Source organism: Acidobacteriota bacterium, assembly GCA_016712445.1.
Lineage (GTDB): Bacteria > Pseudomonadota > Alphaproteobacteria > Caulobacterales > Hyphomonadaceae > Hyphomonas.
Genome location: JADJRB010000001.1, coordinates 118,462 through 140,507 on the forward strand (window position 1 = coordinate 118,462; position 22,046 = coordinate 140,507).

The following is a 22,046-nucleotide window of genomic DNA, read 5'->3' on the forward strand; positions in this document are numbered from 1 at the left end:
AGAAATCTTAGGCATTCTTGCCGGATCAGGTGCCCGGACTGCTGTATTTGTAATGTGTAAATCGCACAAGGCATGGTTCCCCCTGCCGGGAAGTTCGGGCAACTATAATCGCGTGTCGCGTGAGGGAGTTTAGAATGAAGACCTCTGGGGTGATCGCCGCAGTCGTTTGCGGGTTTGGGCTGGTTGCGGGAGCATCGGCCCAGAAGGCGGATCCGATTTCGGAAAACGCCGCTGTTTACATGACCTACCAGTCGGACGCCGAAGGCGTTGCGGCCAAGCCGTTCAAGTCGACCGGCGATCTCGATTCGGCGCTGAATACGCTTGGCGCCTACAATGCTGACCAGCTGACGCGGGGCTGGATGTCTTACTCCGCGCTGGTGGCGGCGCAGGATCCGGAATTCGCTGCGACCGTTCGCGATATCGAAGCCTTCTACGGCCGCGAGCCGGTGATGAAGAGCTTTGCGGCCGGCAACGCCTATGCCCGCTCGCTCGCAGGCGGCGACAATGCGGTCGGCGGCGCGATTGCGGTGACCGATGCGGACCTGCCGCGCATTTACTCCTCCGCGGCGACGATCAAGGAACAGGGATATTCGCTGCAGGGCTACGGCTGGGCGAAGGCGCGCATCCGGAACGGCTCGCAGCGCGCTGACGTGGTGAAGGTGCTGCAGGGCAAGGGTACGGCCGCTGACAGCCTGATCGTCACGGCGCTGACGGATGCCTCGCCGCTGTCGAAGGACACCAAGGTCGGCGTGATCAACGCGGCGGCCACGGCGGACGACGTTGCCGGCGCAGTGCGCCTGCCGGCGTTCCTGACCAGCGGCTTCACTGGCAAGCGCCAGAAGGTTGCCTTCGGCAAGGAAGCCGTTGCCAACCAGATCGCCTCGCTCGCGGCGATGCGGGTGATCGGGGCCGGCTCGGTTGACCAGGCGCGCCTGACCAAGGTGATGCTCGAACCGGCGGTTCAGAGCTGCCTGAAGATGCAGAACCTGCAGCTGCAGGGCTGCGTGGCCGGAGTCGGCCAGGAATTCGAAATCCCTCACTGCATCAGCCAGCACACGCTGACTGAAGTCGCTGACTGCCTGGGCTCAGTCTATAAATAGTCCATACTCCACACACTCACTCTCCCTCAAAACCCCGGTCGCCACTGGCGCCCGGGGTTTCTTTTTGGCGCCTCGCAAATCATATGGAGACCCAAATGAGCATCGAATCCAAAGCTGCCGACATCCGAGAAGAATTCTCCTGGCTGGAGGATTGGGAGGCGCGCTATGCGCACCTCATCGACCTGGGCAAGGCGAACCCGGCGCTCGCCCCTGCCGAGCGGACGGAGGAGACGCGGGTGCGCGGCTGCGCCTCGCAGGTCTGGCTGGTGACGGGCCTTGAGGACGGCCGGCTGGTGATCCGGGCGGAGAGCGATGCGGTGATCGTGTCGGGCCTGATCGCGCTGCTGATGCGCCTGTATTCCGGCGAGCCGCCGGGCGACATCCTTGCGTTCGACGCCAACGCCCTCCTGACCGAGATCGGCGTCAGCGGCGCGCTGACCGCGCAGCGCTCCAACGGACTCGCCTCGATGCTGGCGCGGATAAAGGCCGACGCCCGCGCCGCGCAGGCGCCTCAGGCCTGACCGGCGCACAGGCGCGCAGGCAAGCCCCCTGCGCGCACGGCAATGCCTTCAGCTTCGAGTTCGGTCGCCAGCCCTGCCGGCACCACGCCGACGCGCATGCGCCGCGCATCCTGCGAGCGGTAAAGGACCCAGACGCCGTTCAGGTCGAAGATCATGCCGCCGCGCGCCAGGGCCAGCGTGACCAGCGGGCGCTCCAGCAACCGGTCCTTGCGGCGCCATCCGTTGCGGCGGGTCATGCCACGTCCTCCCCTTGCACGGCCGTTGCCACAGAGCGCAGGCCGACGGCCAGCTGGTCGATCCAGGTGTCGAAATCCGGATCCTCGCGGTAGTCCTCGACCAGGCGGCAGGCGCGCGCCGCCGTGGACTTGTCGCGCCCGAAGCCGATGGCGACGCGCGTCATGCTCATGCCGAGCCCCGCATAGGCGAGGTACATGGCGATATGCCGGGCCCGCGCGTGGACCGGCGAGCCGCGATCATCCGACAGGATCAGCACGGTCTTCAGGCCCAGCGCAAAGCCGACCAGCGCCGCCGCCAGCTCGGCGCGGTCCGCGTCTGATCTCGGGTTGAACTCGTCCATGCACTTCTGCTCCCTGCTGCGTGTGGCCGCAGTATAACCGGGTTTCAGAGGTGTAGGATAAGTTTCCTAATTATATACCTGACAAAGTAGGATAAGATGACCGATTCGAAGACTGACAGGCCGGCGCCGGCGACCGAGCCGGAAATTGAGATTACTCAGGAGATGGTAAGAGAGGGGGTCTCTGTTTTGAGAAGCTTCGCCCTGTATGAGGGTAAATGTGATTCAATAGAGGAGGCAGTGGTCGGCGAGATTCTTGCGATAGCGTCCAGCCGTTATCAGCTTCGATCTGGTGATTAAACGCGTTCATCGCATCCGAGAGGGCTGCGAAGTTTTCGGCGCAACGCTTGATCTTCGCTTCAGTATACTTGTTGAGAAACTTATCGTCCTTCATGTCAATTTTCCCGACAGGCAGGATGCCAAAGCCATCGCGGTCAGCTGACATGAACGAGTGTGCGATAGAATTGCGGTGCTTTGATTGCTTCAAGGCGGTTTGCAGTAGTTGATTGACAACGTAGTGGTGTGCAGACGTTTTCCCGAATCGATCTTCGGAAGCGTTGATCGTGGCCTCAATCTTAGTGCGGAAGCTAACGATGTTCTCAAATGAGCTGACGCACGAATGGAAGTGTTCTGCGGCGACAATCATGGCGAACATTTCGTTTAGGTGTAGGTCAACGGTGCTCCAAGCAGTGATTGCCAGGCCAAGTTCTGAGAACATGAAGAGCGTATTTTTTTCGTAGCCACTCAACGAAGCAAATTTTTTATCGAGGTCTTCTGCCATGTCCGATCCAAAATCTGGTGCGAAGTTTGATGAAACCCTCCGGCGACTGATCAAGCAGAAGCCGAAGCCGCATGACGAAATGAAGAAGGGGCGCGAGCCGAAGAATGAGACTAAGAAAAAGCCGCGCTAATTCTTCGTACTCCGCCCGTCCATGGTGCCCGTGCTAAACTCAACCGAGTCAAATATCTCGGTGAACAATGCCAGCATCTCATGATCCTCCTTCGCCCAAGCCTCTTTCTCATCAGGAAGAGGTAGCGCTTGCCCTGCCATTTCTCGAAGCACTGCTAACCGCTCGGCGCCGTGCTGAGGGTCCATTCGCTGAATTACAAGGAGGGACGATACTATCGCCCGAAGAACAGATATTTCAGCCTTGGCAACGTTGTGCATATCGCCCAATTTCGCCAAAGCTTCTCGAAGAAGCTCAACTTCTGTTCTGGCCACGGCGCCGCTCTTTTATGCCCGCGTCAATTCAAAAGCGATTCTGTTTCGCGCGCCAGCGCTTGAAGCGCTTGACCTTCTGACTATGCGAGACCGGCTTCACCAATCCGCCGATAGGTCAGGCGCTTGCCTTCGACCATGCGGAGCAGCTGGTTGTGGCGCTCGGTGTCTTCCACACCAACGGCCGATCGGCGGTTATAGCGGAAGTCAAACTCGCGCAGGTAACGGTGAAGGTGGGCCTCGCCGCAATGCTGGTAGACGCCGCGCATACCGCGCTTGAAGACCGAGAAGTAGTTCTCGACCGTGTTGGAATGGATCTCGCCGCGCACATATTCGCCAGACGCGTGATGCACGGTGCGGTGATCCGCAAACTCTTGGCCGGTCGTTGTGTAGAGCTTGGACTCGTCCGTATACAGTTTCGACTTGCGCGAGGCGTTCTTGACCAGAATTTCGCGCACGCTCTCCTTCGTGGCTTGCTTGACGTGGAACGAGCGAACCGAACCGCCGCGCTCAACCAGTGAGACAATGGCGCGCTTGTTGGCGGGGCCACGACCCTTCTTGGAGCCCTTGTAGGGCGTGCCATCGGTGCGGGTTTTGCGCGGGTTATCGACTTGGCCGTAATAGGTCTCATCGGCTTCCACGATCTTGCCTTCACCGCCCAGCGGGCCGGACGAGTCAACGGTTTCGCCCATGGCTTCGCGGATACGGTGGAACATGAACCAAGCGGTTTTGTAGGTGACGCCAATCGTGCGGTGAAGCTGGTGAGCGGACATGCCCTTCTTGGATGAAGTCAGCAGGTAGGTGGCCAGCAGCCATTTGTGCAGCGGCACTTTGGAGGACTCAAAGATCGTGCCCACGGTGACGGTGAACTGCTTGCGGCATCCGTTGCACTGGTAGAGGCCCTTACGCTCAACGCCTTCCGGGTGAGCTTTCGAGGGGCGCGAGAAAGCGCCTTTGATAGCGGTGATGTGCGTGTCGCCAGTGCAGCCGCAATGCGGGCAAACGACGCCATCCGGCCAGCGCTGCGCTTCCAGATGCTGGCGGGCAGCGTCTTCGTTCTGGAACATCGGGGCGTTGAGATTGGTCATAATCGTTCTCCGTTGAGAACAATATGGTTTTAGGGCGCCGCTTTGTCAAGTATATAATTAGGATAAGTTTCCTAGTTTTTCAATCGGGGGCGCGTGGCTGCTGCAGGATGCGGCGCGCGGGGTGTTGCATAAGTGGGGGAAGCCGGGCGGATCGATCACGGACCAAGTAAACATTTGAATTTGGCCATCCACGTAGACCAGCTTAAGGTGACTTCTGGGCCAATCACGCGACTTGAGACACGTTCAGCAGAAACCAAGGTCGACCGCTTGGCATCCGATTGACGTTCAGGTCAACTTGGCGGCAAATCTTTAATGGCCGCAGTGTACACACCGAGTCCGCAAGCGTAAAAACTGCCGCGAAGGTCAACATGAAGTCTTTTACAATTCGAATTGTGATCGCGGCTTCCCGAATCGATGGCGTAGACGCGCCAACGCCCGAAGACCTTCTGGGACAGGTAAAGGACTTTGTGGACGTGCTTCGAGGCGTCGAGAAAGCTATCGCTCCGACCGGCGAAACCGAACTCGATTGGCGCATTACCAGAGCAACTAGCAATAGCCCAATCACGTTCGAAGTGACGCCTTATTCCAGCACTTTTGCAACCAACATTGATCGTCGTGCGATTGAAGTCGAGCGAGCTGCAAGCAACGGTCTCATCGAACTGGGGCGAGGAAACTTGGCCCCAGACTTTTTTACACCCGCGGTACTTCCTCGGGCACATAGCCTTCACTCTCGTGTAACAAATGGCCTCGCCAGCACAGAAATTCACTTTCCTGACTTCATCAATGCGGCACCGATCTCGATTGACCGATCTGCGGCTGATCGATTGTTGCTGTCTCAAGAGATTTTGGCGACGGACGTGCCCGTCCCATACCGTGAGATCGGCGCCATCGAAGGATATATTTCCAAGATTGAGCGAGACGGCAACGGAAAGCCCATTTTACATGTTCGCCGAAGGCTCGACGGCGTCGTGGTCAAAGCCACGGGCAAAGGTGCCGCGTTTCAACAACTCAACTACATACCGCTCGGCGAAATCTGGAATGGACTTAGAGTTCGGCTTTTCGGCCTCCTAACTTTCGAGCACGAAGACAAGATCAAGTCTTTTCACGTCGACCATTTAGAGATTTTGGATCAGCGCGGATTGCCGACAATGGATGATATTGTCGACCCGACCTTCACAGAAGGTTTGTCTACTGAAGAATTCTTGGAGAGTATTCGACGTGCGTAAACTCCCGCGAATTTACTGGGATGCGTGCACGTGGATCGCATATATCGGGCGCGAAATGCCGACGGCGGATTCTAAATTCACTGATCGCCGATTCGAGATGTGCCGAGAGGTATTAAAAGACGCACAAGACGGAAATTTGGAGATAGTTACGTCGACCTTCACACTTGCCGAAGTGTGCAAGCGGAAAGAAGCGACGGGCCAAGCTGGCAATCTGTCCGCTTTTTTTGATCAGCCGTTCATTCTCTTAGTGGATGTGATCAAGCCAATCGCTTCTCGCGCTCAGGCGATGCAACTCGCAGGGCTCGCAGGCCTCAAGCCGCCTGATGCGATCCACTTAGCTTCTGCAATCTGGTCCGACGTTTCCACATTCCATACTTTTGACAAACGCCTTCTAGACCTTTCCGGCAATTTCACCGTCAAATCTGGCAAAGCTCTTCAGATAATGAAGCCCACGGAAGAAAAGGGGCGCTTACCTCTCTTGGAGGGGATCGAAGAAGACGACGACCAAGACGAAAGATAGATGAGCCCACACGATCAAGCGCGCCATCCGAAAGTCTGTCAGGACAACACAGCGGCTTAATTCGGACTGATTCACGGGCACTGCCCAATCACGTCGGGCAGAACATACGCCATTGAATTTTTGAAATTGAACTCCAACTAGCAATCAATACCGGATTAGGTCGGTTCAATTCCGACAGCCACCTCCATTTCGGTGGCTTGGCAGAGCGGTAAATGCGCCGGTGTGAATAAGAGCGCCGCTGGTCAGAGATGACTGGCGGCGTCTCCCTTTTTCGGACGAGCCTTTTTAAGTTCCTCATCGTGGTGCCTGCCCTACTCCGCCGACGCGCTGGCCATGGCGCGGGCGACGGATTCGGCGACCTTGATGCCGTCGACGGCGGCGGAGAGGATGCCGCCGGCATAGCCTGCGCCTTCGCCGGCCGGGAACAGGCCGGTGACGTTGAGGCTGTGGCCATCGGCGCGGCGGGTGATGCGGATGGGCGAGGAGCTGCGCGTCTCGACGCCGGTGAGGAAGGCTTCCGGATCATCGTAGCGCGGGATCTTGCGGCCGAAGACCGGCAGCGCCTCGCGCATCGCCTCGATCACATAATCCGGCATCAGGGGCGCAAGGTCTGACGGGCGCACGCCGGGGCGGTAGCTGGGGACGACCGCCCCGATGGCGGCGGACGGGCGGCCGGCGAGGAAGTCGCCGACGGTCTGGCCGGGGGCGTAATAGTCGCTGCCGCCGGCGACGAAGGCGCGCGCCTCGATGGCGCGCTGGAAGGCAATGCCGGCGAGCGGGTGGTCGTCCGGATTGTCGGCAGGGGTGACGCCGACGACGAAGCCCGCATTGGCGTTGCGTTCATTGCGGGAATACTGGCTCATGCCGTTGGTAACGAGGCGGCCCGGCTCTGACGCGGCGGCGACGACGGTGCCGCCCGGGCACATGCAGAAGCTGTAGACGGTGCGCCCGTTGGCGCAGTGGTGCGACAGCGAATAGGCGGCGGCGCCGAGATCCGGATGGCCGGCGCAGGGGCCGAACATCGCCTTGTCGATCCAGGACTGCGGATGCTCGATGCGGAAGCCGACCGAGAAGGGCTTCGCCTCGATATGCACGCCGCGCGCGTGCAGCGCCTCGAACGTGTCGCGCGAGGAATGGCCGATGGCGAGGACGACCTGGTCAGCCTCGAGGAATTCGCCCGTGTGCAGATGAAGCCCGCGCAGGCGGTGGGCGCCGCCGGGGCCGCGCGCGAGTTCAAGGTCGGTGACGCGGTGCTGGAAGCGGTATTCGCCGCCGAGCGCCTCGATCTTGGCGCGCAGGCGTTCGACCATCGTGACGAGGCGGAACGTGCCGATATGCGGGTGGGCTTCGGTGAGGATTTCCTCCGGCGCGCCGGCGGCGACGAATTCGGTGAGCACCTTGCGGCCGAGGAAGCGGGTGTCACGGATCTGGCTGTAGAGCTTGCCGTCCGAGAAGGTGCCGGCGCCGCCCTCCCCGTACTGGACATTGGATTCCGGGTTCAGCTCGCTGCGGCGCCAGAGGCCCCAAGTGTCTTTCGTCCGCGCACGCACATCCTTGCCGCGGTCGAGGATGATCGGGCGCAGGCCCAGCTCGGCGAGGATGAGCGCGGCGAAGAGGCCGCACGGGCCGGTGCCGACGACGACCGGGCGAAGGCGCCCGGCGGGCGGCGGCGCGGGCGGGCGATAGGTGGTATCGGGCGCGGGGTTGATGTGAATGTCGCCGGCATGGCGGGCGAGGACGGCCGCCTCGCCGCGCACCTCGGCATCGACGATGTAGACCTTGAGGATGGCGGACTTGCGCCGCGCGTCATGCGCGCGTTTCCAGACCGACCAGCGCAGCAGATCCCCCGGCGCCACGCCGAGACGCGCCGCGATGGCCGCCGGGAGGGCCTCAGGGGCATGGTCGAGCGGGAGCTTCAGTTCGGAAATGCGCAACATCGCCGAGCCCTTAGCACTTTTGCCGGGCGCGATGTAATCCCCTCCTGCGGCGCGCAGATCAGGCGGCGAAGCGGGGCTTGGCGGGGGTGAACGGCGCTTCGGCGGCGGGCAGCAGGGCCCGGCGGTTGGCCACCAGCTCATCGTGGCACAGGACCTGGGTGAGGTTGCCGTAATCGTCCGCCAGCGGAAGGCGCAGCCAGGCATGCAGGCGGCCGCCGGTTTCCATGACGCCGCCGACGGGCACGCCGCGCTCGATGGCAGCCAGCAGGCCAAGGGCGTAGCCCTCGCCATGCGCGCCGGCGATTTCCGCCACGGGACGTCCGCGTACGTCCAGACCGAAGATGTCGCGCAGGCGCGAGCCGGCAATGCGGAAACGGCCCTCGCCGGTCTCGTTGATCTCGACGATCGACAGGCAGGCCAGCGTGGAGCGCACCGTACCCGGATCAATCGCATCGCGCGGGACATGCCCGGCGACGCCGCGGCAGGCGTGCCAATGGTCGATCAGGAGGCGCTGGGCCTCGGTGACGCCGGAAAAATGCGGCTTCTGGAACATGTCTCGCCACCCCCGTGGTGATTCGCAAGAATCACCTATTGCGCGAGTGGACTCGCGGATCAAGAGTCCCGGAAGCATTTTGTTAATACTGGTTGCCGGATCATTTCATTCCGCAGGCGGAACGACCGGTAATCACTTCGGCTAAACCGTTGAACTGACTCGGCAATCCGGGCGCGGGGCCGGGTTTTGTAATGTATCGCGGACGAATATTACAAAGGCAGCCCTGCCCGGATGGCAGGCATCACTCCTCGCGCGCGGTGCGGCCGAGGCCCATTTTCTTGGCGAGTTTCGAGCGCTTTTCCGAATAGCCGGGCGCGACCATCGGATAGTCCGCCGGCAAGCCCCATTTCTGGCGGTAATCGTCCGGCGACAGACCGTATTTCGAGCGCAGGTGGCGCTTCAGGGACTTGAACTTCAGCCCGTCCTCGAGACAGACGAGATAGTCCTTGTAGATCGAGCGCTTCACCGGCACGGCGGGGGTCGGCGGCTCGGCAACCGGCGCAGACGGGCGCGAGAGGCCCACCAGCGCGGCGTGCACGTTGCGGATCAGGTCCGGCAGGGCCGCGGTATCGACCGAATTGTTGCGGACATAGGCCGACACGATGCCGGTGGCATAAGCCACATGCATACCGTCCGCAGGCACCTCGAATTCTTCCTCAAAAGACATCACTTGCCCCTCCAGCAAGAGCGCCCCGCTGCCAGGCAATGGTGCGCCACCCCGCTGTGGTCAGGTCCCAATATGGCGGAAATTTGTCACCCTGTTGTCGCAGGGATTTTCAGGATGTCAGGTAGGAGATCAGCAGCACGAGCGCCAGAATCACGGTGGTCCAGATGGTCATGCCGGCGGCGGTTCCGTTGCGCGCGAGGGCGCCGCGGGGGCTGAAGGCGTTGATCATGCGGTCGTAGGTGCGTTCCGTCAGGCTGCGGAACACATGCGTCATCGCGGGGCCGAGCTTGGCCCAGACGGTGTCCACCCAGCGCACGATGCCGTAGCCAACCTTGCGGTAGATCCAGTCGCTGTCGAGGATGACGCCCGGTTTTTCCGGCGGATACAGGCCGAGGCGCTGCAGCAGCACGAAGGCGAACACGGCGAGCGCGAGCAGCTGGAGCTGCGCCAGGATGTGGCCGACGGTGAACGGCTGGTAGCTGGCTGCTTCGATCGGATATGGCAGCAGGCTGTAGAGCCACTCGTAACCGAAGCCCGGCAGGAAGGCCGGCAGGCCGATGGCGATGCAGAGGAAGGAGGCCATGCCCATGGCGAGGAGCATGTTGAACGGCGCTTCCTTGACGCGCTTGCCGCTGTCATGGCCGAAGAAGGCGAAGTACGGGATCTTGATGCCCGAGTGCTCGAGCACACCGGCTGAGGCGAACATCAGCATCAGCCAGACGACGACCATGCCGGTGGCGGCCACCGAGGACAGGATCATCGACTTGGTGACGAAGGCCGAGAAGAGCGGCATCGCCGAAATCGAGATGGCGCCGACGAGGCAGAACAATGTCGTCCACGGCATCGAGCGGTAGAGGCCGCCGAGTTCGTTGGCCTTGGTCGTCCCGGTACGGAACAGCACCGCGCCCATCGACATGAACAGGAGGCCCTTGAAGAGGATGTCCGCGAAGGCGTGCGCGACGGCGCCGTTGAGGGCGAGCGGTGTACCGACGCCGATGGCGCAGATCATGAAGCCGATCTGGTTGTTGGTCGAATAGGCGAGCACCTTGCGCAGGTCGTTCTCGATGACCGCGAAGAAGACCGGGAAGCAGGTCATCACGGCGCCGATCCAGATCAGCTCCTCCTGCCCCGGGAAGAGGCGCGCGAAGGCGTAGACGGCGAGCTTCGTGGTGAAGGCGGAGAGGACGACGGCGCCGGTGACGGTGGCTTTCGGATAGGAGTCCTGCAGCCAGTTGTGGAGGAACGGGAACGCGGCCTTGATGCCGAAGGCGATGAAGATGATCAGCGCGCCCGGCTGGTCGAGGCCGGTAAAGGCGGTGAGCTGCAGCGTGCCAGTGGCGTTCCAGACATAGGTGAGGCCCATCAGCAGCAGAACGCCGGAGAGCACCTGGACTCCGAGATAGCGCATCGAAGCGAAGTAGGCCGCGCGGGTGCCGGCCTGCAGGATCATGAACACCGACGTGATGGCGGTGATTTCCCAGAACACAAACAGCGTCATCAGGTCGCCCGAGAAGGCGGCAGAGATGGCGGCGCCCGCATAGGCGAGCGCCATGCCGTCCTGGATGCGATTGTCCGTATGCAGCGCATAGATACCGTTCAGCAGCGCTGCGATCAGGAAGGCGAGGCCGAACAGGAAATTCAGGCTGTCGACTCGGTAGAGCGTCAGCGGCAGGCCGAGCGCATCGATGTTCATCAGGTCGACGCCGTGCTGGGCGCTGACCAGGAGCAGGATGGCGAGGATCGGCGTCAGGATGGAAATACCCTGGCGCACGACACGCACGGTGACGAAGAGCGAAACGATGCCGGCAAGGACCAGCAGCCAGCCGGGGTTCAGAGACGCGAGGAAGGCGGGCATCAGTGGTCTCCCCCGTGAGCCGAATGGCCTGCGACGGGCGGCATCTCTTCCATGTCCGGATCGACGTCGGCGGGCGGGCCGCCGGCATCGCCATAATAGTTCTCATCGCGGCGCAGCAGGCTGCCGAGAGGCCAGCCCATCAGCACGACGAACGAGAACGACAGGAAACCCCAGAGGCCGTAGAAGCCGACGGAGCTTGCGAAATGGATCTCCTCGTGGCGGTGGACGACAAGGTCGGCCAGAACCAGCAAGACCGACAGCCCGGCCATCACCCAGAACAGGATGGCGCCAATGCCTTTGACTTCGGTCCAGCCGAAGAAGACCTTGGCCATCGGATGGACGCCTTCATCATTGGTGCGGCTCATCGCGTTGACCTGTTCGGCGGCGCGTTTGACGAAGCGGCCGGACGTGTCGCGGCCCGATGGGGTTTCGTCGGTCATGGGACAACCTCATTCGGGACGATGGCCACCGCGTCGAAGGCGGGAGCGAGGAAGTTGGCGACGGGATCAATGGCGAAGAAAAGCACGATGCACAGGATCGCGGTGAACATCGGCGCCGCCACGGTGAGCGCCGGCGCGCCGCCGGGGCGTTTGAACTCCTTCGGCGGCTTGGTGCCGGGCGGCGGCATCAGCGCCAGGATCGGGATCGGCAACAGGTAGGCGATGTTGAGCAGCGACGAGATGATCAGGATGACCGCCACCCAGCCTACACCGGCATCGACCGCGCCCTGCATCAGCTCGAACTTCGGCCACGCTCCGGCCAGCGGCGGAATGCCGATGATCGACAGCGAGGCCAGGAAGAAGGCGATGAACACCATCGGCATCTTGCGGCCGAGGCCGCGCATGTCGGAGATGTTGTTGATGCCGGTGGCGACATAGATGGCACCGGCGCACATGAAGAGCGTGATCTTGCCGACCGCGTGCGCCGCGATCTGCAGCGAGCCGCCCATCATCCCCGCCCGGTCGGCCAGCATGGCGCCGAGCGTCACGTAGGCGAGCTGGGCGATGGTGGAATAGGCCAGCCGGGCCTTCAGGTTGTCCTTGGTCATCGCGATCAGAGAGGCGAGCACGATGGTGACGCAGGCCACGATCATCAGGAACTCACGCGACGGCGTCGCGTGAAGCAGGTCGTCGCCGAAGATGTAGACGGCCACTTTCATCACCGCGAACACGCCGGTCTTCACGACGGCCACGGCGTGCAGCAAGGCTGAGACGGGTGTCGGCGCGACCATCGCGTTCGGGAGCCAGAAGTGGAACGGCATCAGGGCCGCCTTGCCGATGCCGAAGACGAACAGCAGGAGCAGCGCGCTGGAGACGACCGGCGTCAGGTTGGCGCTCGCGAGAAGCCCGCCATCGACGAATTCGAGGCTTTGCTCGCCGAGCACCCAGGTCCACATGATGGCGGTGAGCAAGAGGCCGATCGACGTGCCGAGCAGTGTGAGCAGGTAGATGCGCGCGCCGCGCTGGGCGGCCGCGTCGCCCTTGTGGGCGACCAGCGGATAGGTCGACAGCGTCAGCACTTCATAGAAGACGAACATCGTGAACAGGTTGCCGGACATCGCGACGCCCATGGCGCCGCAGATGGCGAGGGCAAAGCAGATGTAGAAGCGCGTCTGGTTGCGCTCGCGGTTCCCGCGCATGTAGCCGATGGAATAGAACGAGTTGACGATCCAGAGGCCGCTGGCGACAACGGCGAACAGGGCGCCGAGCGGTTCCAGCTTGAACGCGAAGGCAAGACCCGGGACGGCTTCGCCGATGTAGAGCTCCGGACGCGCACCGCCGGCGACCAGCAGCGTCAGCTGGATGACAACCGCGAACAGGGCGACCGATCCAATGATCGTGACGCCTTCGCGCAGGTTCGGGAACTTGCCGAGCGCGGCGATGCCGGCGGCGATCACCAGCGGCAGGACGAGCGTGGTGGCGATCAGGAAGTCCGGCGTCATTGGAACGCCTCCAGGCCGAGGGCCGCGACGGCGCCATCACGGGCGAGACCGACCGGGAACGTGGCGTCGATGCCGAAATAGATGTTGGCGAGCGCGAGCGCCCACAGCGGCACGAGCAGCAGCAGCGGCGCTTCCTTGCGATGCTTGCGCGGATTGACCGGCGGCAGGAAGAACACCGCCTGCAGGATGCGCCCGACATAGAAGACCGCGAGGAAGCTGGAGAACACGACCAGCAGCACGGCCCACCACCATCCGTGGTCGAACAAGGCGTAGCCAAGCTGCAGCTTGGACATGAAGCCGGCGGTCAGCGGCACACCGATCAGCGACAGGCCGGCGATGGCGAAGGCCGCCATCGTAAACGGCGCCGAGCGGCCGAGGCCTGCGAAGTCGCGGATCGTGGTGCCCTGGTAGTGCAGCGACACGCCGGCGACCGCCATGAACAACGCGCCCTTCATCATGGCGTGGTTGAACAGGTGCAGCAGGCCCGCCGAGACACCGGCTGCGGTGCCGATGGAGATGCCGAGGATCATGTAGCCGACCTGCGCGACCGACGAATAGGCGAGCATGCGGCGCACATCGTTCTGGAACACGGCCTGGAACGAGCAGACGACCATCGCGGCAATGCCGAGCGGGGCGAGCACCCAGGTGAACAGCGCCTGTTCGAAGGCATAGTCCGGCTGGAAGATGGTGAAGAGCCAGCGGATCAGCGCGTAGAGGGCGACCTTGGTGGCGGTCGCCGCGAGGAACATGGTGATCAGGCTGGGGCTGTAGGCATAGGCGTTCGGCAGCCACTGGTGCAGCGGCCACATGGCGGCCTTGAGGCCGAGGCCGACGATGATGAAGGCGAAGCCGACCTGGACCGAGCGGTTGCCGCTGAGCGCGGGCAGCTGGGCGGCGAGGTCTGCCATGTTGAGCGTGCCGGTGACGGCATAGAGGAAGCCGACGCCGATGATGTAGAAGCTGGCGCCGAGCGTACCCATGATCAGGTAGTCAAACGCGGCGGGCAGCGCGCGCCGGTCGCGCGAGGAACCCATCGCGACGAGCACATAGGTCGACAACGAGCTGATCTCGAGGAAGACGAACAGGTTGAACGCATCACCGGTCGAGGCGACGCCGGAGAGACCGGCGAAGCACAGCAGGAAGGCGCAGAGGAACAGGCCGATCTTTTCCTTCTGCACTTCGGCGACCAGCGTGGGCCAGGCGAAGACCGAAGCGAGGAAGGCCATCGCCGTGACGATCAGCAGGATCATCGCGTTCAGGGCATCGACGCGGAATTCGATACCGATGGGCGGCGGCCAGTTGCCGATGGGATAGCTGATGACGCCGCCGGGGGTCGCCTGCACGACGCCGAGCGTGATGACGGCGAGGTAGAGCGTGAGCGCGGTGGTCGCCAGCGTGAGCAGCCACGAGAGGCGGCTGCTGGGGCTCAGCGCAAGGACCGGCGCCATGATCAGCGGAATGATCGGGACGAGCACGGTCGAGTGACGGATCGCCCAGTCAGGCGCCGTAACGAGCAAGGTTTCGATGATCATGCCGTGGCCTCGTGGAGGTCTTTCTCGGCTTCCGCTTCCTGGGCAAGCGCGGTTTCGATGTCGATGGCGCGCACGTCGTTGCCTTCGATCGAGCCGTAGGCTTCGCGGATGCGGACGATCAGCGCGAGACCGACCGAAAGGGTTGCCACGCCGACGACGATGGCGGTGAGCATCAGGACGTGCGGCAGCGGGTTGGAGTAGGTGTGGACGAGATCGGCGACGCGCTCGCCGCCGCCGGCGACGAGATGGGCGTCAGCCGCCGCCGCGCCGCCATGGCCGGCATAATGATCGGGCATGTCGGCCGGCAGCAGCACTGGGGCGGTGCCGCCGGTGATCTTGCCGAGGGTGACGTAGAACAGGCAGATCGTCGTCTGGAACAGCGACAGGCCAACCAGGCGCTTGATCAGGTTCTCCGCCGAGAAGGCGATGAACAGGCTGATCATCATCAGCCCGATGATGGCCCAGTAGCCAGCGCGCTCGAGAATGAATTCCCACATCCTACCAGTCCTCGTCGCGGATTTCGGCAACGCGGCCGGCCAATGCATAGAAGATCGTCGTCATGGCGCCCGACACGGCGCACAACACACCAAGCTCGATGATGATGATGCCGGCATGCTGGCCATGGTGGCCGCCGGGTTCCTCGCCGAACAGCGCCTGGTATTCGAGGAACTCGCCGCCCGACAGCAGCGCCCAGAAACCGACGCCCGCATAGATCATCACCCCGACCGCGGCGAGCGAACGGGTGAACCAGGGCGGCACGGCGCGCATGGTGGCAGCGAGACCGAAGACGAGGGCGTAGAGGATCAGCGCGACAGCAAGCACGACGCCGGCCTGGAAGGCGCCGCCGGGCCCGACTTCGCCGTGGAACTGCACATAGAACGCGTAGATCAGGATCAGCGGCAGCAGGCACTTGGCGATTACCCGCAGGATCATGTGATGGTCACCCTTCATGGCGCGTCTCCCTCTTTCCGGGCGGGCGCGGACCGCGCGTCGGGCTTGGGTGCTTTTTTCAGGGTCTGCGCCAGCGAACGCTCGCCGAAGCCGAGCAGCATGGCCACGGCGAGGCCGGCGGTGAACACCACGGCGGTCTCACCCAGCGTATCGAAGCCCCGGTAGCTGGCGAGGACCGACGTGACGACGTTCGGCACGCCCATGTCGTACCAGTTGATGCGCAGGTAGGTGAGGCCGACTCCGGCATTGGCGGGCGAATTGGCATCGCCCAGCGGCGGCAGGTCGATCGTCGCGTAGATCAGCATGAGGCCGGTGACGAGGCAGACGATGAACGGCCCGATGCGCGAGAACGGCTTTTCCGGCTGCGCGGTGCGCGCGGTGAGCAGCATGGCGCCGAGCAGGACGGCGGTGGACATGCCCGCGCCGACGGCGGCTTCGGTGAAGCCCACATCGACGGCGTCAACGAGGATGTACCAGGCGGCCGAAACCAGCGAGTAGACGCCCGACAGCATGACGATGGCGAACAGGCTGCGCAGGCGCGCGATGGCGATCGCCACCACGAACAGGATGACGAGGAAGAGGATGTTGATAAGGGCGGTGCCGGTGCCGCCGATCATGACTTCGGTCAATGGCCGCCCTCCTCATGGTCGTCCGGATCGCGGCGCCCGACCGGGCCGATCTTCGGTTGCAGGCCGGCGATGTGGGCGGCGTTGGCAAGCGCGTGCGAGCCGGTGGCGCTGGTGAGCATCAGGAAGCCGAGCATGCAAAAGAGTTTCACCAGCACCAGCCAATGCGGCGCCATCAGCGCCATGCCGAAGATGACCAGGCCGGCGCCCGAGGTGTCGGTGATGCTGGCGGCGTGCAGGCGCGTGTAGAAATCCGGGAAGCGCAGTACACCGATGGTTCCGACGATGCAGAGGAGCGCCCCGGCAAGGCAGGCCGCGCCGCCGAGCGGGAAGCGCACCGTCTGCCAGGTGTCCGCGATGAGGGTCATGAATTCGGCCATCAGCGGTCCTCCCCCGGCGCGGCGGGATTCGGACGGCGCACGAGCGGCACCTGGAACGACCGGTAGCGGAAGAATTTCAGGATCGCGATCGTCGAGACAAAGTTGATCAGCGTGTATAGGATGGCGATATCGAGGAAGTCCGGACGGCCCATCACGTAGCCGAGCAGGCCGAGGACGAGAACCGTCTTTGTACCGAGCGAGTTGACCGCCAGCACGCGGTCGTAAAGTGTCGGCCCCATCAGTGCACGGACGAGCAGCATGCACGCGCCGACGAGAAGAGCAATCAGGGCAGCAAACGTCATGCGGCGCCTCCAACCGGGTCGGCCGCGCGGGCGCAGCGACGATCCATTTCCTCAAAGGCTTCGGGAACGGTGTTGCCTTCATAAAGGCCGTGTACCAGCAATTTGTCGCCTTCGATGTCGACCGTGATCGTGCCGGGCGTCAGCGTGATGGAGTTGGCGAAGGTGACTTTCGCAAGGTCGCTCTTGCAGACGGTCTTCACTTTCACGAGCGCCGGCGAGATATCGAGATCAGCGCGCAGGCACGCTTTGATCACGACCCAGTTCGCCTTGACGACTTCCCACACAAGCCAGGGCCAGTAGGCGACGAGTCCCACGAGGCGCACGTATGGCGCGCCTTCCCGGTCGATGATCTTCAGGCGCCAGCACGCCAGCACCGTGATCAGCACGGAAACGGCGAGGAAGCCAAGCATCAACGGCGTGTAGTGCCCGGAATTGCCAATCCAGAACGCGACGATCGCCAAAATTATTCCGAGTAAGTACGCCACAGCGCCCCTCTGTCTGGACCGAACTCTTTTGGTGAACGCCTCACCTAAAGGGCCGCGCCGGGCTTGGGAAGCCTATTTTGGCGCGGGGCGCCTAATTTCCGAAGACGAGTCGTGCCGTTCTCTGGGATGTAGAGTATTCTACGTCCTCATTGGCAGGATTTCCGAGCTCCTGTGCCTGGCGGATCGCGCCCGGCGAAAAAGCGGACGACAGCGACCAGTTCCAGTAGCGCAGCGTGGTCTGTGCCTTCGCGACCGACAACACTTCATAGGTTTCCGCGACATTGTGGAACGCCGGATCCGCCTCTCCTGTGGGCGATTCCAGCGGCCGGCGCAGCGCGGTCCACAACATGCGCACGTATTCGCGCTTGAGGCCGGTGGCCTTGCAGAGCACCGCGAGCCCTTCGCCGCCGGCATCCGACAGGATCTTCGCCGCAGTCACCGGCTTGATGCCTGCGAGATAGCCGATTTCCTGCGCGAGTTCGGCGTCGATGCCGTTCGCGGCGGCCGCAGCGACGGCGCCCTCGAGACTGTCGTAAGGGCTGCGTTCAATCGCCGCACGATTGCGCTGGCGCCGTTCGATGAGCTGCAGCGCCTTGCGCGTGATCGGATCGGACCAGCCTTCCGCCGCCGCCATTTCGAACACGTCGCGGCAAAGCGAAACCATCTCTGTACGGTCGGCTGCATAGCGCGTCAGGATCTTGCGGCGCGTCGCGGCCTCGGCCCACCAGAACATCGCCATGGCGTGGGACGGGCGCAATTCGATCCGTTCGGCGAGGGGCGCGCAAATCGCTGGCTCTTCGCGCGACAGCGCCACGAGGCGGTCGACTGTGGTTTCGGCGAGCACCGCGTTCCGGTTGGCGAGGAGTTCGCGCACCACGGCCGGTTCACCGACCTGCGCGAGGCTTGCCGTCACCGACACGCAAAGGTTTCGGCGGCGGGCGATGGTGAGGCGGTGCTCGAGCGAGGAGTTCTGGATGATCTCCACGAGGTCGCAGGCGTCGAACGCGTCGCTTTCCTCAAGCAGAGGACGCGCCACCGGGAAGGCGCAATGCGCGAGGTAGCGCAGGAGCCGGCGCGGCGCATCGCGGCATACGGCCAGGCGTGCTGAGCACAGGCTGCGCTCACGGTCGGTGACGTGCAGCAGCATGTCGAGCAGGATGTCCCCCGCCATCGACCTGTCCTGCGGCGGGATCCGCGATCCGGGCATGGCCACGACGTCAATCAGCCGGCGAACCAGCGCATCTTGTGCGGCGCTCTGCGGCTTCTGCGCGTGTGTTTGAGACGTGTCGCTCATTCTGAAAGGCCTGCCCTAACTCCGGGAACCTGCCATCCAAGCGTTAATGAGACGTAGACCGCCTTTAATTTTCTGGCGTTTTTCCCGCGTGGGTTGTGGCCAGGATCAGTAGCTGCGGCGGCTGCCGGGGTGCACGAACAGCAGCAGCAGGCTGAACGCGAGGCAGATCACGTAAACCAGGAAATGGGTGCCACCATCGGTGCCGCCTTCCGGCAGCACGAGTTCGCGCCCGAGCCAGGGCGACAGGTGCAGTGCGACGCCGGCGCCGAGTATCAGCACGCTGATCCCGGCGGCGAACCGGCGGGTCGCCGGAATCAGCAGCAGCAAGGCGGTCACCAGCTCGATCACGCCAGAGACGAAGCGGCCGGCCGGCTCAAACAGCGTGATGCCGGTGCTGCGGGCCAGCGCGGAAAACGCGAGATGCTCGCCCGGCGCGTCATAGAACTTGACGTAGCCCGGCACGGGATTGGGCCAGGGGTGAATGGTAATATGCAGGAAAAACAGGGTCAGAGCGATCGCCAGCAGCCAGCTGGCCATTAGGCGAAATGCGCTCATGGGAGAGGCCTCCTCGACGCCCTTACCGACGCTGGACCGTAGCGGCAGGCCTCCCGCAAGGCAACCTCGCACCGTGCTCACAAGTCGCGGCGCAGCAGGCGTGCGCCCCTTTCCATGCCGGACTTGCCTACCTATTGTCCCGCCGCACCGGGCGGGAGTTTTGCGTATGAACGGCGACATCGAGAAGATGGTCGGCGAGATGGCCGAGGAGGCCTCCGAAAGCGTCGCCTCGCCGGTCAGCGGCCTCAGCGAAGCGCTCGGCGCCGGCGCGAGCTTCCTGACGACCGCTACGCATTGGCGCGCCATGCGCCTGCGCCGGGGCGTGAAGATTGAGCTGCCGGCCTATCTCGCCGTGCAGTGCAGCTGGTTCATGGCCTTCGGCCTGCAGATGGTGCTGTTTCCGTACCTGATCACGGGGCGCGACCACCTGCACCTCGACGGGCTGGCGCTGGGCCTCGCCAACATGGCCCTGTCGCTTCCCTCGGTGATCTTCCTGCTGATCGGCGGCGTGGTGGCCGAACGGGCGGACGGCAAGCGGCTGCTGATCCTGCTGCACCTGCTGGCCGCCGCACCGGCGATGCTGCTCGCGTTCTATGTCGGCCCCGGCGAGCTGACTTACGGGATGATGATCTTCTACGCGATTTCGATCGGCACCATCGGCGCCTTCATGATGCCGGCGCGCGATTCCATCGTGAACGAGGTGGTCGAGCGGCGCATGCGGGTCGGCTCCGGCGTGACGCTGCAGCTCGGTGTGACGCTTGCGACGATGGCGCAGTTCCTGGCGCAGATCGTCGGCCTTGTGCTGGCCGGATACGCTGACCGGGCGACCAAGATGCCGTCCTGGCTTGGCGGGTTCAGCATCGGGCCGATTTCCGCTGAAACGCTGCTGTTCGTTCAGGGCGCCGCGTTGATCAGCGGCGCCGCCTTTGCGCTGATGCTCGCCCGCGGACGGCAGGTGCGCGGCACCGGCAAGGGCGTGCGGGCGACGTTCGCCGCCATCGGCGAGGGCGTGACCGCCGTGCGCGCCGATCCGAAGCTGTGGGCAATGACCAGCCTGATGTTCGGGGTCGGCGTGTTTGTCATCGGCTCGTTCCTGGTGGTGCTGCCGATCGTCAACCGCGACGTCTACCATTTCGGCTCTTCGGGGATCCGCGACATGTTCGTGACCTTCTGGATGGGCGCGTTCGTGTCCTCGGCGGTGCTGGCCGTGTTCAAGCGGATCAAGCGGCAGGGCCGGTTGCTGCTGCTCGCGCAGCTTGTCGCTTCGGTTTCGATCCTCGCAATGATCGGCTCGATCCCGCACTGGATGTTCCTCGGCATCGTCTTCGTCTGGGGCCTCGCGGCGGGCATTTCGATCGCGATGAGCCGGTCGATCGTGCAGGATTCGGCGCCGAAGCAGAAACTGGCTCGGGTGCTTTCGATCTACCAGCTGGGCTTCATGGCGGGGGCGCCGTTCGGGGCGGCACTGATGGGCGCACTGGTGGACGTGTTCGGGCCGCAGAAGATCGCCGTCGTGCCGGCCGGGGGGATGATCCTGCTGATCGGCTGGATGGTGTTCTTCACCCCGGTCTGGAACATGAAGGGCTCGGCCTGGCTGGCCCACCATGAGGGCCGGAAATAGCCGGGATGACTTTCCGCACAATCTCGCTTAGCGCTTGATCGCATGAGCTTCCTGCCCCGCGCGACCGTGCTGACGTCCAATATTGCGGACAACTGGCGCACCCTTGATGCCTTGCATCCGGGCGCAACGACGGCGGCTGTGGTGAAGGCGGACGGGTACGGCCTCGGCGCGGCGAAAGTGGCGCGCGCGCTGAAGACGGCCGGCTGCGCGACGTTCTTTGTGGCCTATCTCGAAGAGGGCGTGACCCTGCGCAAGGCGCTCGGCAAGGGCCCGCGCATCTTCGTGCTGAACGGGCCGATGCGGGGCGAACTGGCCGCCTACCGCGACGCCGAACTGACGGCTGTGCTGTCGAGCGAGCTGCACCTGAAGCTCTGGTCGACCGCGCCGCGCGGCACGTGCGCGATCCATGTCGACACCGGCATGAACCGGCTCGGCATTCCGGCGAGCCTGGTTGATACTGAAGCCACCGCCATCCGCCGGCTCGCGCCGGTGCTGGTGATGAGCCACCTCGCCTGCGCCGACGAGCCGAAGAATCCGATGAACCTGCAGCAGCGGCGGGATTTCGAGGAAATCGCAGATGCCTTCCCGGACACGCCGGCGAGCCTTGCAAACTCGGCCGGATGTTACCTCGGCCGGGGATATGGCTTTGACCTTACGCGGCCCGGGCTTGCCCTGTATGGCGGCAGCGTGCCGCCGGCGAACGTGACGCTGAAGCCCGGCGTGGTGCTGGAAGCGACGGTCGTCAGCGTGTTCACCGGGCGCAAGGACACATCCGTCGGCTACGGCGCCACTTATCCGCTCAGCGAAGACCGGCTGCTGGCGACCTGCGCCATCGGCTATGCCGACGGCCTGCCACGGGCTGGCTCCGGCCAGCTGCGCGGCTGGATCGACGGCATTGCCTGCCCGGTGGCCGGGCGTATCTCGATGGATCTGGTCACGCTCGACATTACGGACGGGCCAAAAGCGATAAAGCCGGGCGCCCGCGTTGAATTCCTGGGCGAGCACGCCAAACTGGAAGCGCAGGCAGCGGCTTGCGGCACGCTCGGCTATGAGCTGCTGACCGGCCTTGGCCCCCGGGTGCAACGCAACTATCGCTGA

General features: G+C 63.6%; 26 protein-coding genes. 6 read left to right on the forward strand and 20 right to left on the reverse strand.

The genetic code is table 11. From position 1 onward, the window contains the following. Positions 1-134: 134 nt before the first annotated feature. Both IPK75_00540 and IPK75_00545 read left to right on the forward strand, forming a co-directional pair. Entirely contained in the window at positions 135-1,100 is a 966-nt protein-coding gene (locus IPK75_00540; protein MBK8196824.1) for a hypothetical protein, read from the forward strand. 95 nt (positions 1,101-1,195) lie between these two features. After that, positions 1,196-1,621 (forward strand): SufE family protein, encoded by a 426-nt coding sequence (locus IPK75_00545; GenBank protein ID MBK8196825.1) that lies wholly within the window; start codon positions 1,196-1,198, stop codon positions 1,619-1,621. Here the strand turns inward: IPK75_00545 and IPK75_00550 are convergent. The 5 genes from IPK75_00550 to IPK75_00570 form a co-directional block, all read right to left on the reverse strand. Next, entirely contained in the window at positions 1,612-1,857 is a 246-nt protein-coding gene (locus tag IPK75_00550) for a hypothetical protein (GenBank protein ID MBK8196826.1), read from the reverse strand. The two genes, IPK75_00545 and IPK75_00550, sit on opposite strands and share 10 nt — an antisense overlap. Then, positions 1,854-2,198 carry a chromosomal replication initiator DnaA gene (locus IPK75_00555; protein MBK8196827.1) on the reverse strand — a complete coding sequence of 115 codons (345 nt, stop codon included), beginning with the start codon at positions 2,196-2,198 and terminating at the stop codon, positions 1,854-1,856. The genes IPK75_00550 and IPK75_00555 overlap by 4 nt, the downstream gene beginning before the upstream one ends. A gap of 151 nt (positions 2,199-2,349) precedes the next feature. Further along, positions 2,350-2,976 (reverse strand): hypothetical protein, encoded by a 627-nt coding sequence (locus tag IPK75_00560; protein MBK8196828.1) that lies wholly within the window; start codon positions 2,974-2,976, stop codon positions 2,350-2,352. 126 nt (positions 2,977-3,102) lie between these two features. Next, positions 3,103-3,417, reverse strand: coding sequence for a hypothetical protein (locus IPK75_00565; GenBank protein MBK8196829.1), 315 nt, complete (start codon positions 3,415-3,417; stop codon positions 3,103-3,105). A gap of 80 nt (positions 3,418-3,497) precedes the next feature. Beyond that, positions 3,498-4,502, reverse strand: a complete 1,005-nt coding sequence (locus tag IPK75_00570) for an IS1595 family transposase (GenBank protein MBK8196830.1) — start codon at positions 4,500-4,502, stop codon at positions 3,498-3,500. A 368-nt stretch (positions 4,503-4,870) separates the two neighbouring features. Between IPK75_00570 and IPK75_00575 the strand changes: the two genes are divergently transcribed. Further along, positions 4,871-5,728: a hypothetical protein gene (locus tag IPK75_00575; GenBank protein ID MBK8196831.1), complete on the forward strand. Its 858-nt coding sequence runs from the start codon at positions 4,871-4,873 to the stop codon at positions 5,726-5,728. Beyond that, complete coding sequence (locus IPK75_00580) at positions 5,721-6,248, forward strand: PIN domain-containing protein (protein ID MBK8196832.1); 528 nt, start codon at positions 5,721-5,723, stop codon at positions 6,246-6,248. Before IPK75_00575 ends, IPK75_00580 begins: the two co-directional genes overlap by 8 nt. Before the next feature lie 311 nt (positions 6,249-6,559). On the opposite strand, the gene IPK75_00585 is transcribed toward IPK75_00580, so the two are convergent. The 15 genes from IPK75_00585 to IPK75_00655 all read right to left on the reverse strand — a co-directional run bounded on the left by IPK75_00585 (position 6,560) and on the right by IPK75_00655 (position 19,309). Next, positions 6,560-8,185, reverse strand: coding sequence for an NAD(P)/FAD-dependent oxidoreductase (locus IPK75_00585; GenBank protein ID MBK8196833.1), 1,626 nt, complete (start codon positions 8,183-8,185; stop codon positions 6,560-6,562). A gap of 58 nt (positions 8,186-8,243) precedes the next feature. Next, positions 8,244-8,738: a PAS domain-containing protein gene (locus IPK75_00590; GenBank protein ID MBK8196834.1), complete on the reverse strand. Its 495-nt coding sequence runs from the start codon at positions 8,736-8,738 to the stop codon at positions 8,244-8,246. A 241-nt stretch (positions 8,739-8,979) separates the two neighbouring features. After that, positions 8,980-9,405, reverse strand: a complete 426-nt coding sequence (locus IPK75_00595; GenBank protein MBK8196835.1) for a MucR family transcriptional regulator — start codon at positions 9,403-9,405, stop codon at positions 8,980-8,982. 109 nt (positions 9,406-9,514) lie between these two features. After that, positions 9,515-11,260: a Na(+)/H(+) antiporter subunit D gene (locus IPK75_00600; protein MBK8196836.1), complete on the reverse strand. Its 1,746-nt coding sequence runs from the start codon at positions 11,258-11,260 to the stop codon at positions 9,515-9,517. After that, on the reverse strand, positions 11,260-11,700 hold the full coding sequence (locus IPK75_00605; protein ID MBK8196837.1) for a hypothetical protein: 441 nt from the start codon (positions 11,698-11,700) through the stop codon (positions 11,260-11,262). Before IPK75_00605 ends, IPK75_00600 begins: the two co-directional genes overlap by 1 nt. Continuing rightward, positions 11,697-13,202, reverse strand: a complete 1,506-nt coding sequence (locus tag IPK75_00610; GenBank protein MBK8196838.1) for a monovalent cation/H+ antiporter subunit D family protein — start codon at positions 13,200-13,202, stop codon at positions 11,697-11,699. The genes IPK75_00605 and IPK75_00610 overlap by 4 nt, the downstream gene beginning before the upstream one ends. Beyond that, the gene (locus tag IPK75_00615) at positions 13,199-14,734 is read right to left on the reverse strand and encodes a monovalent cation/H+ antiporter subunit D family protein (protein MBK8196839.1); all 1,536 of its coding nucleotides are present in this window, start codon (positions 14,732-14,734) and stop codon (positions 13,199-13,201) included. Before IPK75_00615 ends, IPK75_00610 begins: the two co-directional genes overlap by 4 nt. Beyond that, positions 14,731-15,231 (reverse strand): cation:proton antiporter subunit C, encoded by a 501-nt coding sequence (locus IPK75_00620; protein ID MBK8196840.1) that lies wholly within the window; start codon positions 15,229-15,231, stop codon positions 14,731-14,733. The genes IPK75_00615 and IPK75_00620 overlap by 4 nt, the downstream gene beginning before the upstream one ends. Position 15,232: 1 nt before the next feature. Next, positions 15,233-15,685: a Na(+)/H(+) antiporter subunit B gene (locus tag IPK75_00625; protein MBK8196841.1), complete on the reverse strand. Its 453-nt coding sequence runs from the start codon at positions 15,683-15,685 to the stop codon at positions 15,233-15,235. Next, on the reverse strand, positions 15,682-16,302 hold the full coding sequence (locus IPK75_00630; protein MBK8196842.1) for a DUF4040 domain-containing protein: 621 nt from the start codon (positions 16,300-16,302) through the stop codon (positions 15,682-15,684). The genes IPK75_00625 and IPK75_00630 overlap by 4 nt, the downstream gene beginning before the upstream one ends. Before the next feature lie 8 nt (positions 16,303-16,310). After that, positions 16,311-16,691 (reverse strand): monovalent cation/H+ antiporter subunit G, encoded by a 381-nt coding sequence (locus tag IPK75_00635; protein ID MBK8196843.1) that lies wholly within the window; start codon positions 16,689-16,691, stop codon positions 16,311-16,313. After that, positions 16,691-16,993 carry a cation:proton antiporter gene (locus IPK75_00640; protein MBK8196844.1) on the reverse strand — a complete coding sequence of 101 codons (303 nt, stop codon included), beginning with the start codon at positions 16,991-16,993 and terminating at the stop codon, positions 16,691-16,693. The genes IPK75_00635 and IPK75_00640 overlap by 1 nt, the downstream gene beginning before the upstream one ends. Next, positions 16,990-17,478: a Na+/H+ antiporter subunit E gene (locus IPK75_00645; protein MBK8196845.1), complete on the reverse strand. Its 489-nt coding sequence runs from the start codon at positions 17,476-17,478 to the stop codon at positions 16,990-16,992. Before IPK75_00645 ends, IPK75_00640 begins: the two co-directional genes overlap by 4 nt. A 91-nt stretch (positions 17,479-17,569) precedes the next feature. Continuing rightward, on the reverse strand, positions 17,570-18,772 hold the full coding sequence (locus IPK75_00650) for a DUF2336 domain-containing protein (protein MBK8196846.1): 1,203 nt from the start codon (positions 18,770-18,772) through the stop codon (positions 17,570-17,572). A 105-nt stretch (positions 18,773-18,877) separates the two neighbouring features. Continuing rightward, positions 18,878-19,309, reverse strand: coding sequence for a hypothetical protein (locus IPK75_00655; GenBank protein MBK8196847.1), 432 nt, complete (start codon positions 19,307-19,309; stop codon positions 18,878-18,880). Between the two features lie 184 nt (positions 19,310-19,493). Between IPK75_00655 and IPK75_00660 the strand changes: the two genes are divergently transcribed. Further along, positions 19,494-20,948, forward strand: coding sequence for an MFS transporter (locus tag IPK75_00660; GenBank protein MBK8196848.1), 1,455 nt, complete (start codon positions 19,494-19,496; stop codon positions 20,946-20,948). A 42-nt stretch (positions 20,949-20,990) separates the two neighbouring features. Beyond that, positions 20,991-22,046, forward strand: a complete 1,056-nt coding sequence (gene alr, locus IPK75_00665) for an alanine racemase (protein MBK8196849.1) — start codon at positions 20,991-20,993, stop codon at positions 22,044-22,046.

Excerpts from the sequence above, each read along its gene's own strand:
- IPK75_00540 (MBK8196824.1), top strand. The coding sequence starts at position 135 with ATGAAGACCTCTGGGGTGATCGCCGCAGTCGTTTGCGGGTTTGGGCTG.
- IPK75_00545 (MBK8196825.1), top strand. The coding sequence starts at position 1,196 with ATGAGCATCGAATCCAAAGCTGCCGACATCCGAGAAGAATTCTCCTGG.
- IPK75_00550 (MBK8196826.1), bottom strand. The coding sequence starts at position 1,857 with ATGACCCGCCGCAACGGATGGCGCCGCAAGGACCGGTTGCTGGAGCGC.
- IPK75_00555 (MBK8196827.1), bottom strand. The coding sequence starts at position 2,198 with ATGGACGAGTTCAACCCGAGATCAGACGCGGACCGCGCCGAGCTGGCG.
- IPK75_00560 (MBK8196828.1), bottom strand. The coding sequence starts at position 2,976 with ATGGCAGAAGACCTCGATAAAAAATTTGCTTCGTTGAGTGGCTACGAA.
- IPK75_00570 (MBK8196830.1), bottom strand. The coding sequence starts at position 4,502 with ATGACCAATCTCAACGCCCCGATGTTCCAGAACGAAGACGCTGCCCGC.
- IPK75_00575 (MBK8196831.1), top strand. The coding sequence starts at position 4,871 with ATGAAGTCTTTTACAATTCGAATTGTGATCGCGGCTTCCCGAATCGAT.
- IPK75_00585 (MBK8196833.1), bottom strand. The coding sequence starts at position 8,185 with ATGTTGCGCATTTCCGAACTGAAGCTCCCGCTCGACCATGCCCCTGAG.
- IPK75_00590 (MBK8196834.1), bottom strand. The coding sequence starts at position 8,738 with ATGTTCCAGAAGCCGCATTTTTCCGGCGTCACCGAGGCCCAGCGCCTC.
- IPK75_00595 (MBK8196835.1), bottom strand. The coding sequence starts at position 9,405 with ATGTCTTTTGAGGAAGAATTCGAGGTGCCTGCGGACGGTATGCATGTG.
- IPK75_00600 (MBK8196836.1), bottom strand. The coding sequence starts at position 11,260 with ATGCCCGCCTTCCTCGCGTCTCTGAACCCCGGCTGGCTGCTGGTCCTT.
- IPK75_00605 (MBK8196837.1), bottom strand. The coding sequence starts at position 11,700 with ATGACCGACGAAACCCCATCGGGCCGCGACACGTCCGGCCGCTTCGTC.
- IPK75_00610 (MBK8196838.1), bottom strand. The coding sequence starts at position 13,202 with ATGACGCCGGACTTCCTGATCGCCACCACGCTCGTCCTGCCGCTGGTG.
- IPK75_00615 (MBK8196839.1), bottom strand. The coding sequence starts at position 14,734 with ATGATCATCGAAACCTTGCTCGTTACGGCGCCTGACTGGGCGATCCGT.
- IPK75_00620 (MBK8196840.1), bottom strand. The coding sequence starts at position 15,231 with ATGTGGGAATTCATTCTCGAGCGCGCTGGCTACTGGGCCATCATCGGG.
- IPK75_00625 (MBK8196841.1), bottom strand. The coding sequence starts at position 15,685 with ATGAAGGGTGACCATCACATGATCCTGCGGGTAATCGCCAAGTGCCTG.
- IPK75_00630 (MBK8196842.1), bottom strand. The coding sequence starts at position 16,302 with ATGATCGGCGGCACCGGCACCGCCCTTATCAACATCCTCTTCCTCGTC.
- IPK75_00635 (MBK8196843.1), bottom strand. The coding sequence starts at position 16,691 with ATGGCCGAATTCATGACCCTCATCGCGGACACCTGGCAGACGGTGCGC.
- IPK75_00640 (MBK8196844.1), bottom strand. The coding sequence starts at position 16,993 with ATGACGTTTGCTGCCCTGATTGCTCTTCTCGTCGGCGCGTGCATGCTG.
- IPK75_00650 (MBK8196846.1), bottom strand. The coding sequence starts at position 18,772 with ATGAGCGACACGTCTCAAACACACGCGCAGAAGCCGCAGAGCGCCGCA.
- IPK75_00655 (MBK8196847.1), bottom strand. The coding sequence starts at position 19,309 with ATGGCCAGCTGGCTGCTGGCGATCGCTCTGACCCTGTTTTTCCTGCAT.
- IPK75_00660 (MBK8196848.1), top strand. The coding sequence starts at position 19,494 with ATGAACGGCGACATCGAGAAGATGGTCGGCGAGATGGCCGAGGAGGCC.
- alr (MBK8196849.1), top strand. The coding sequence starts at position 20,991 with ATGAGCTTCCTGCCCCGCGCGACCGTGCTGACGTCCAATATTGCGGAC.